Source organism: Pseudomonas sp. BN414 (assembly GCF_029871275.1).
Taxonomy (GTDB): Bacteria; Pseudomonadota; Gammaproteobacteria; order Pseudomonadales; family Pseudomonadaceae; genus Metapseudomonas; species Metapseudomonas resinovorans_C.
Map to the genome: position 1 here is coordinate 25,294 of NZ_SSOL01000042.1, position 9,144 is coordinate 34,437.

General features: G+C 67.2%; 12 protein-coding genes. All 12 read right to left on the reverse strand.

The window, feature by feature from the left end:
• Positions 1-36 precede the first annotated feature (36 nt).
• Positions 37-801: a malonate transporter subunit MadM gene (gene madM, locus E8E95_RS07780; protein WP_280349313.1), complete on the reverse strand. Its 765-nt coding sequence runs from the start codon at positions 799-801 to the stop codon at positions 37-39.
• 1 nt (position 802) lies between these two features.
• The gene (gene madL, locus E8E95_RS07785) at positions 803-1,219 is read right to left on the reverse strand and encodes a malonate transporter subunit MadL (RefSeq protein WP_280349314.1); all 417 of its coding nucleotides are present in this window, start codon (positions 1,217-1,219) and stop codon (positions 803-805) included.
• A 60-nt stretch (positions 1,220-1,279) separates the two neighbouring features.
• On the reverse strand, positions 1,280-2,200 hold the full coding sequence (gene mdcH, locus E8E95_RS07790) for a malonate decarboxylase subunit epsilon (RefSeq protein ID WP_280349315.1): 921 nt from the start codon (positions 2,198-2,200) through the stop codon (positions 1,280-1,282).
• Positions 2,197-2,814 carry a malonate decarboxylase holo-ACP synthase gene (locus E8E95_RS07795; protein WP_280349316.1) on the reverse strand — a complete coding sequence of 206 codons (618 nt, stop codon included), beginning with the start codon at positions 2,812-2,814 and terminating at the stop codon, positions 2,197-2,199. Before E8E95_RS07795 ends, mdcH begins: the two co-directional genes overlap by 4 nt.
• Before the next feature lie 110 nt (positions 2,815-2,924).
• Entirely contained in the window at positions 2,925-3,707 is a 783-nt protein-coding gene (gene mdcE, locus E8E95_RS07800; RefSeq protein ID WP_280349317.1) for a biotin-independent malonate decarboxylase subunit gamma, read from the reverse strand.
• Positions 3,704-4,558: a biotin-independent malonate decarboxylase subunit beta gene (locus E8E95_RS07805; protein ID WP_280349318.1), complete on the reverse strand. Its 855-nt coding sequence runs from the start codon at positions 4,556-4,558 to the stop codon at positions 3,704-3,706. Before E8E95_RS07805 ends, mdcE begins: the two co-directional genes overlap by 4 nt.
• Positions 4,551-4,850: a malonate decarboxylase subunit delta gene (locus tag E8E95_RS07810; protein ID WP_280349319.1), complete on the reverse strand. Its 300-nt coding sequence runs from the start codon at positions 4,848-4,850 to the stop codon at positions 4,551-4,553. The genes E8E95_RS07805 and E8E95_RS07810 overlap by 8 nt, the downstream gene beginning before the upstream one ends.
• Positions 4,851-4,852: 2 nt before the next feature.
• The gene (locus tag E8E95_RS07815; protein WP_280349320.1) at positions 4,853-5,704 is read right to left on the reverse strand and encodes a triphosphoribosyl-dephospho-CoA synthase; all 852 of its coding nucleotides are present in this window, start codon (positions 5,702-5,704) and stop codon (positions 4,853-4,855) included.
• The gene (gene mdcA / locus E8E95_RS07820) at positions 5,704-7,365 is read right to left on the reverse strand and encodes a malonate decarboxylase subunit alpha (protein WP_280349321.1); all 1,662 of its coding nucleotides are present in this window, start codon (positions 7,363-7,365) and stop codon (positions 5,704-5,706) included. Before mdcA ends, E8E95_RS07815 begins: the two co-directional genes overlap by 1 nt.
• Before the next feature lie 388 nt (positions 7,366-7,753).
• On the reverse strand, positions 7,754-8,155 hold the full coding sequence (locus tag E8E95_RS07825) for a biopolymer transporter ExbD (RefSeq protein ID WP_077521618.1): 402 nt from the start codon (positions 8,153-8,155) through the stop codon (positions 7,754-7,756).
• Between the two features lies 1 nt (position 8,156).
• Positions 8,157-8,864 (reverse strand): MotA/TolQ/ExbB proton channel family protein, encoded by a 708-nt coding sequence (locus E8E95_RS07830; RefSeq protein ID WP_179059515.1) that lies wholly within the window; start codon positions 8,862-8,864, stop codon positions 8,157-8,159.
• A gap of 33 nt (positions 8,865-8,897) precedes the next feature.
• Positions 8,898-9,144: energy transducer TonB (locus E8E95_RS07835; protein WP_280349322.1), on the reverse strand; the 247-nt coding region annotated here is incomplete at its 5' end.

A 9,144-nucleotide genomic window follows, 5' to 3' on the forward strand; every position in this document is an offset into this window, starting at 1 on the left:
GCACATGGCCGGGGCGAGAAGTACGGCAGGCGGGGTTCAGCCCACCAGGCCGCGCACGCAGAAGTACAGGATCGACGGCCCCATCAGGCAACCCAGACCCGTGTGGAAAGTCGCCGTCAGCGCACCGTAGGGCACCAGCCGCCGGTCCGTCGCGGCAAGCCCTGCGGTCACTCCGGAAACGGTGCCGGCGAGACCGCCGAAGACCATCGCCGAGCGCGGATTGTCGAGGCCGAGCAAGCGCGCCGAGACCGGGGTGAAGACCATCACCAGGATCGCCTTGATCAACCCCGTGGCGATGGACAGCGCCATTACATCCGAACTCGCACCAAGCGCCGCACCGGTCACCGGACCGACGATGTAGGTCACCGCACCGGCGCCGATGGTGGTCATGCTCACCGCATCGCGGTAACCGAACATCCACGCCACCGATGCTCCGACGATGAAAGGCAGCACCGTACCCAGCAGCAGCGATACGGCACCGATCATCCCGGCCTTGCGCGCTTCGGTGGCCTGTACCTCGAAGGCCGTGGCGACGATGGCGAAGTCACGCAGCATGGCGCCACCCATCAGGCCGATGCCGGAGAACAGGGCGAGGTCGGCCAGCCCTTTCTGTCCGCCGGTGATGGTGCCGCCGACCCAGGCCAGCACCAGGCCGATGACGATGGCGATGGCCGAGCCGTGGACACGGCCGAACGTGAGGTACTTCGACAGCAGGACCGACAGCCACATGATCCCGCCGACCACGGCGAAGGCAGTGATCAGGCCGTTGTGCTCCAGGGCTTTCTCGATGATGTCCCACATTTCAGCGACCTCCTGCCGGGGCGGCATTCACGCCGGGCTCAAGGGACTCCTTTGCCAGCGGTTCACCCTTGTTGGTGCGGCTGATCAGGGCGATGGTCGCGCCGCAGAGCAGCACCGAGCCTACCGCTGCGATCAGCGCCACCGGGCCGCCATGCAGCGCAGTGACGACGTTCTGTTGTGCGGCCATGGCCACCACCACCGGGATGTACATCGCGCCCCAGAAGCCCACGCCGAACTCGCACTCCTTGGTCATACCGCCGTGGCGATGCATGTAGAGACGCGCGCAGATCAGCAGGATCATGGCGATGCCGACGCCGCCGACATTGGATTTGACGCCCAACAGGACGCCGAGGAAGTCGCCGATGACGACACCGGCAAGTGTGCAGACGGCCAGCAAGGCCACACCGTAGACGATCATTGTTGCTGCCCTCGTATTGGGGTCGAAGTTGATTGTTCTTGTCCTTCGAAGCACACGGCGTTATCGGGTCCGGCTTACCTCCTCACGCAGCAGGGCGTCCAGCGTATCCAGACGGGCGCCCTGGAAGGCGATCACCGTACCTTGGTCGAACACCCTTCGCGCCAGGCCGCTGAGCACGGCACCAGGCGGTAGTTCGATGTGCAGACGCACCCCGCGCTCATAGGCAGTGCGCAGCGTGCCGTGCCAGTCGATGACGCGGCACATGTTGAAGGCGAGGTCGTCTCGCAGGCGTTCAGGGTCGAACACCGGCCGCGCTGTCGTGCCGCTGAGGTAGCGAATGGCCGGGCGGCGCAATTCCACACCGGCAAAGGCGGCAGCCAGCTCGCGGGCGGGCTCATTCAGCAGTTCGCAGTGGGACGGCACGCTCATCGTCAGGCGCTTCGCCGCACCGGCGCCAAGCCCGCGGGCGCGTTCGGCGACCGCAGCCATGGCCGTCTCGCTCCCGGCAATCACCAACTGGTTCTCGGCGTTGATGTTGGCGAGATAAACCGGCCCTTCAGACTCGGCCAGCAGCCGCTCCACGGTCGCCTGATCGAGACCGAGAATGGCGGTCATGCCGAAGCCCTGTGGATAGGCGCGCTGCATCAGCTCGCCACGCAGCGTCACCAGGCGCAGGGCATCGGCAAAGTCCAGCGAACCGGCGATCACCGCTGCGGCATAGGCGCCGATGGAAAGACCCGCCACGTAGTCCGGTGCCGGGCTGCGCTGGAGCAGCAAGCGTGCACAGGAAACACCGGCCACCAGCAGGCAGAGTTGCACTGCGCGGGTGGATTGCAGGGCTTCTTCCGAATCCAGCGCCAGCACGTCCTCTCCCAGCACATCGCTGGCCTCGACCAGGCTGGCGGCGACCTCCGGCGGCAACTGATGGAGCATACCCACCTGTTGCGCGCCCTGGCCGGGGAAGGCGAACAGGCTGCTCACGCCGCGCACTCCAGGGGCAGCCAGGGGTTATCCACAAGTCGGGCCCCTTCGGCGCATTTCAACAGCACCCGCCGCGCCTCGCCGGCCCACTCGCGCAAGGCCACGGCGCCATTCGGCGTTTCCAGTTGCAGGTCGATGCGGCAGGGCGCGTCGGCCAGTGCCGCAAGCAATGCGCGGGCGTGCTGGCGGCTGAAGGGATTGCGAGCAGGCAGGATCAGGTCGAGGTCGCTGGCCTCGTGCAATACGGCAATACCGGTGGCGAGCTGGAAGCCGACGCTTCCCGTCGGGCCCCAGGGAAAGCCTGAGGCAGACAGTATCGGCGCGACGATTTCCAGCGCGCGCAGTGCAGGGAAATCAGCGGCCGCCCGGGGTCGAAGCTGTTCGGGGCTGAGCACACGCTGGATGGAATGAGTCGGCATGAAGGCCGCCAGGCGCTGGTCGCGGCTGGTGCCCCGGATGCCAACGGCAACAAGGCCAGGTTCGCAGAGCGCACGACGCACCACCACGGGGTGACCAGCAGCCAGGGCCTGCTGCGCCCAGACAGGGGCGTCGGCGGGCAGCTGGTCGATGGACATGCCCCAGAGCAGGTCGTGGGGTTTTGGAGTCTTGTTCATTCGTGGCTCCTTGATGTTTCTATGCGGCGGGATGTTGGGCTTCGCGTAGCTCAGCCCAACCTACGCAGGACCCGTAGGTTGTGGCTGAGCGATGCGAAGCCCAACGATTGCTACCACTGCGCCCGAAGCATCTCCCTGACACGCGACGACGCCGCGCGATTCTCCGCGCCCAGCCGACCGGCAAGATCGGTACTCGAACCAATGTCTTCCACCGCCCGTTGCAGGCACTCGCGCACCCGACCGATATCGTCTTCGTTCGGCTGCTCCGCATCGCCCACGGCGACCCGCTTCCACAGCAATCCGAGGGATGCGTAGTTCTCCAGGTCGTAGGCCATCGGCGGCACCTTGGCGGCCAGCACTTCCAGCTCTTCCACGCTGCGCAGGGTGATGCGCGCGGCAGCGGCCTTGCCCATGGCGTGGACCATCACGCCGCCGTCATCCAGGGCGATCAGGCGTTGGGCCTGGTAGCCATGGGCGAGGAAGGCGCCGGACATGGCCTTGCCCACCAGCAGGCCGATCACCGGGTGGCCGGCGAGACGGGCGCGGGCATAGGCGTCCACGGCACCGGCCAAGGCCTGGTGAATACCCAGCGCTTCTTCGCGGCGGCCATAGGCCTGGCTGGGCACATCCACCAGGGCCACGAGGACGCGCTTGGCGCCCTCACGGTCGGCTTCGATGGCCTCATCCACGGCCTTGGCCAGGGCCCAGCCTTCCAGCAAACCGACCTCGCCATTGCGGGCGCGGGGGAAAGGGTTCTGCGAATCGGGCACTACGGCGATGAAGCGCGCAGCGCGATTACCCAGCTCACCGTCGATCACCTTCACCGAGGCCGGGAAGCCTTGCAGGGTTTCGCCGCCGGCAAGGCCTTGCAGCCAGTTCAGTCCACGGCTCATGTCCGGTCTCCTTGGTAGAGGGCACGCACAGCGGCGGCGTCCAGTTGTTCGCAGTCATCCCCGAGTTGCGCCAGGCGTTCGAGGAACCAGGCGTGCCGTCGACTGCGCGGCAGGCTCTGTTCGGGTTGCGCGAGCAACATCTGCAGGGTTTCGCGGATGGCCTCGATGTCATCGGCGACATAGGCGTCCACCAGTCCGCTGGCCATGCGCTGCTCGCCACCGGTGAGGCTCCAGATGAAGGGGCGGTCGCGGGAGTCGTATTCCGAAAGGCCGGCTTCCTGTTCGATCACCTGTGGGCCGTTGAGGCCCAGGCGCGCTTCGCGGGTGACGATCAGGTGGCTGCACAGTCCGGCGGCGATCGACATGCCGCCAAAGCAACCCACGGGACCGGCGACCAGGCCGATCACCGGCTGGAAGGCCCGCAGCTCGACGATGGCCGCCTGGATTTCCGCAATCGCGGCCAGACCCAAGTTGGCCTCCTGCAAACGTACGCCACCGGTCTCCAGCAGCAGCACGGCGCAGGTCGGAATGCCCTGGCGGTTGTCCTCGGCCGCCAACTCCAGCGCCCCGGCGATCTTCGCGCCGCCAACCTCGCCCATGCTGCCGCCCTGGAAGGCGCCTTCGATGGCGGCGATCACCGCGGGCTGGCCCTTGATGCTGCCCTTGGCGACCACGACACCGTCGTCGGCCTGGGGCACGATGCCCTGTTGCGGCAGCCAGGGGGAAATGACCCGGTCGAAGGGCCCGATGAGTTCACGGAAGCTGCCAGCATCCAGCAGCTCGCGGGCGCGCTGGCGGGCACCGAGTTCGACGAAGCTGCGGGCTTCGAGCAGGCGTGCGGTATCAGTCATGTGCAATCTCCTCGAGGCCCTGCTCCAGGCGCAGGCGCACCACACCCGGGGTGGCGCCGAAGTCGTGGATGTCGATGTTCAAGGCTGGCAGCGACTGGCCGTCGAACAGGCGCTGGAACAGTTGCTGCCAGCGCGGCCCGCTGCCGTTCACCGAGGTCACGACCTGGATCGACAGGGTGCCGGCGCTGCCGGGTTCCAGCAGCACTTCGAGGTCGCCGGAGCCGACGCAGCCAACCAGTGCGCGGCCGCGTGCCGGCTGCCCGGCGGGGAATTGGAAGGACAGGGTTTCCATGGTCACAGGCTCCCGGCTTTATCGAGGAACAGGCAGGCGGCCAGCAGATCGGCGGCACCGCCTGGCGAGGCGTTGAGTTGCAGCAGGCGGGCATCCAGCGCGCGCAGTTGGCGGCGGCCGGCGAGGCTGGCACTGCCACCGGCATCGAGCACGGCGCGGGCGCCCTGCTGCATGGCGGTGAGGCCTTCCAGGCCGGCGCGCCAGAGCACGCAGGTGTCGGCCAGGGTGGCCATGATCGCCAGCAGCGCATCGAGGCGGGCGTTCTGCTCACCCGCACCAGCCGACCGGCTGCGCGCCAGTTGCGGCAGGCCCTGTTCGATCACGGCGGGGAAGCCGAGCTGGGCTTCTTCCCGCGCGCCACGGGCACCGTAGCGGCGGGCGACCTGCGCACCGTGGCTGTCGCTGTGGGGCACCGCGCGATCGTCGATCAGGGCGATGCGCGCCGCGCGCAGGGCGATGGCATGGGCATCGCGGCTCTCGGGTTTCAGCGCCATGGCGGCCACCAGCAGGCCGAGGGCCCAGATGGCGCCGCGGTGGGTGTTCACTCCGCCGGTGATGGCGAGCATCGCCGCTTCGCCTTCACGGCCGATGCGGCCAAGCGCTTCGCGCAGCGGTTGACCGACTTCGCCATGCGCCCGCGCCGCCTCGGCCATCTGCTTGAAGCAGGGCCAGAGGGACAACGCCGAGGCGTGCATCAGGCCCAGGTGCAGGTCGCTGTGGGCGCCGCTGCCACGGCGGTCCACCAGTGCCGGCTTGGGCGACAGGTCGGCTTCGTCGATCAGGGCGTCCACCGCCAGGTCCGCCAGCCAGTCGGCCAGCGGCAGGTCGGCATTGCGTGCAATCAGTGCGCTCATCACCAACTCCTGAACTTGGCCGGGGGGTTGTAAAGGCCGCCGGACCACTCCACCAGTTCGGCGATGCTCTTCGCCGCCAGCAGTTCCCGCGTGGCTTGTGTACGACGGATGCCGAGGTCTTCCGGCAATGCGATCAACCCTTCGCGACGCATGCGCAGGGTCTCTTTCGGGTCATGGCGCAGGCCGATGGCGGTGACGCCGGCAACCGCGGCGATCATCGCGCGGCGCTCTTCGAGGCTGCGCGCCTTGTAGAGGTAGGCGATGCCTTCCTCGGTGAGCAGGTGAGTGACGTCGTCGCCGTAGATCATCACCGGCGCCAGGGGCATGCCGGCCTTCTTCGCCACATCGACGGCGTCCAGCGTCTCGACAAAAGTGGGTTTGCCGCCTTCCTGGAAGGTCTCGACCATCTGCACCACCAGCTTCTTGCCGCGCTCCAGCAGGGTCACCGGCTCGGTCATGTCGAGCCAGGCGGGGGTGGCATGGCGGCGTCCGCGCGGGTCATGGCCCATGTTCGGCGCACCACCGAATCCGGCGAGACGGCCACGGGTGACGGTGGAGGAATGGCCGTCGCCATCCACTTGCAGGGTGGCGCCGATGAACAGGTCCACCGCGTATTGCCCGGCCAGCTGGCACATCATCCGATTGGAGCGCAGCGAGCCGTCGCGACCGGTGAAGAACACGTCCGGGCGCTGGGCGATGTAGTCCTCCATGCCCAGCTCGGTGCCGAAGCAGTGCACGCTCTCCACCCAGCCGGTCTCGATGGCGGGGATCAGGGTCGGGTGCGGGTTGAGCGTCCAGTTCCGGCAGATCTTGCCCTTGAGGCCGAGGGATTCGCCGTAGGTGGGCAGGATCAGCTCGATGGCGGCGGTATTGAAGCCGATGCCATGGTTGAGCGACTGGACCTTGTGTTTCTCGTAGATGCCACGGATCGCCATCATCGCCATCAGCACGTGCACCGGCTTGATGTGACGCGGGTCGCGGGTGAACAGCGGCTCGATGTAGAAGGGCTTGTCGGCGACCACCACGAAGTCGACCCAGGACGCGGGGATGTCCACGCGTGGCAGGTCGCGCACATCGTCCACCAGCTCGTTGACCTGGACGATGACGATGCCGTCGCTGAACGCGGTGGGCTCCACCAGCGCCGGCGTGTCTTCGGTGCTCGGGCCGGTGTAGATGTTGCCTTCACGGTCGGCCATGAAGCCGGCCACCAGGGCGACGTTGGGAATCAGGTCCACCAGCAGGCGCGAGTAGAGCTCGATGTAAGTGTGGATGGCGCCGACTTCCAGCAGGCCGTCTTCCAGCAATTGGCCAATGCGCAGGCTCTGCGGGCCGGCGAAGGAGAAGTCGAGCTTGCGGGCGATGCCGCGTTCATAGAGATCGAGGTGCTCGGCGCGGCTGACGCTGGGCATGATCATGTGCAGGTCGTGCAGGCGCCCGGGATCGGCCTTGGCCAATGAGCGGGAAAGGAAATCCGCCTGCTTCTGGTTGTTGCCTTCGAGCACCACGCGGTCGCCGGGGGCGATCAGTGCTTCGAGGGCTTCGACGATCCGTTCGCTGGGCAGCACGACGCCATCGGCGAGGTTCTGCACCCGGTCGAGGCGACGCTGCTTTTCGGCGCGCCGACGCGACCACTGCGGCGGGGGAGAAGGTCTTGTTGTCATGGTGGCTCCACGAGTTCCGCTGTCGTGGAGCGAACCTTAGGAGCGCGACCGGTGGGTCATCAATCAAGCCCGCGAACTGACCGTTACGGTTAGGTTAACGATCCAGTCTGCAATGCGCAGAGCAGGAAGCACCGTAGGTTGGCGCTGAGCGCAGCGAAGCCCAACATTGCAGGGCGTCAGGTTCGCTCGTTGGGCTTCACTACGCTCTGCCACAACCTACTACCAATAAAAAGGCCGCCTCTCCCCTGCCTGAAGAGAGGCGACCAAAGCCTGTCAGCGCAGAACGCCGTAGGTTGGTCCGAGCGCAGCGAGGCCCAACACCGCGCGGCATCAAGTTCGCTCGTTGGGCTTCGCGTAGCTCAGACCAACCTACGAATTGCGCTGCCCGTCAGCGCGCGGTAATCACCGCGAGCTTGGTGATTCCTGCCCGCTCGATGGAGGCCATGGCGCGGGCCACGGCGCCGTAGTCCACCTGATCGTCGGCCTGCAGTTGCACGCGCAGTTCCGGGTCCTTGGCCTTGGCGGCTTCCAGGCTGGTCTGCAGCAGGTCGGGCTGGATTTCGTCCTTGTTGATGAACAGCTTCCCGGCGCCGTCGATGCTCACCACCAGCGGGTCCTTCTGCTCGGGCGGGGCCACGGCCTCGGTCTTCGGCAGGTTGATCGGGATGGCGTTGGTCAAGAGCGGCGCGGTGACGATGAACACCACCAGCAGCACCAGCATCACGTCCACCAGCGGGGTGACGTTGATCTCGGAAAGGACTTCGTCGTTGTCCTGGGTGGAGAAGGCCATGTCAGGAGGCCTCCTTCACGGCGCCGGCGGCACGTGCCGGGGCCGGGTTGACGAGCAGCTTGAAGGCACTCTTCTGCGCCAGCAGGTAGAAGTCGTGGGCGAAGTCGTCGAGGTCGGCGGCGGTGAGCTTCAGGCTGCGCAGGAAGTAGTTGTAAACCAGCACCGCCGGCACCGCGACGGCGATGCCCACGCCGGTGGCGACCAGCGCCGCGCCGATCGGTCCGGCCACGGTTTCCAGGCTGGCCGAGCCGGCCGCGCTGATGCCCTTCAAGGCTTCCATGATGCCCCAGACGGTGCCGAACAGGCCGATGAAGGGCGAGGTGGAGCCGATCGAGGCGAGCACCGCCAGGCCCGATTCCAGGGAACGCCGTTCGCGCTGGATCTGCTGGCGCAGGGCGCGTTCCAGGCGGTCCTGATGGTTGATCGCCTGGCTCAGGTCGCCGGGCTGGCCGCCCTGCACCTGGATCGCGGCGAAGCCGGCGTGGGCCACGTGGGCGGCGGCGCCGGCGTGCTGCTGCAGCTGCTCGGCGGCGCTGTCCAGGCTGGTGGCGCTCCAGAAGCGCTTCTGGAACTGACGGTCGCGGCGCTTCAGGCGGGCGAACTGGATGCCCTTGACCAGGGCCAGGCCCCAGGTGACGACGGAGAAGCCGATGAGCAGCCAGATCACCAGGTGCTCGATGGAGGCGAAGGGGTTGGTTAACAGGTCCATGGTGAATTCCTCTCTACAGGCAAAGGCGCTGAATCAGTTCAATTTGAAATCGATGGGCACGCTGACCCAGCCGTCGCGGGCGACCTCGCCCTGCTTGGCCGGCACGAAGGTCCAGCGCTTGACCGCGCGCACCGCGGCCTCGTCGAGCAGTTCGCGGCCGCTGGTTTTCTGCACCTGGACCTCGCTCGGCAGGCCCGTGGCGAGCACATGCACGCGCAGCAGCACGGTGCCTTCCCAGCCGCGCCGTTGGGCGAAGGCGGGGTACTCGGGCGCCGGGTTC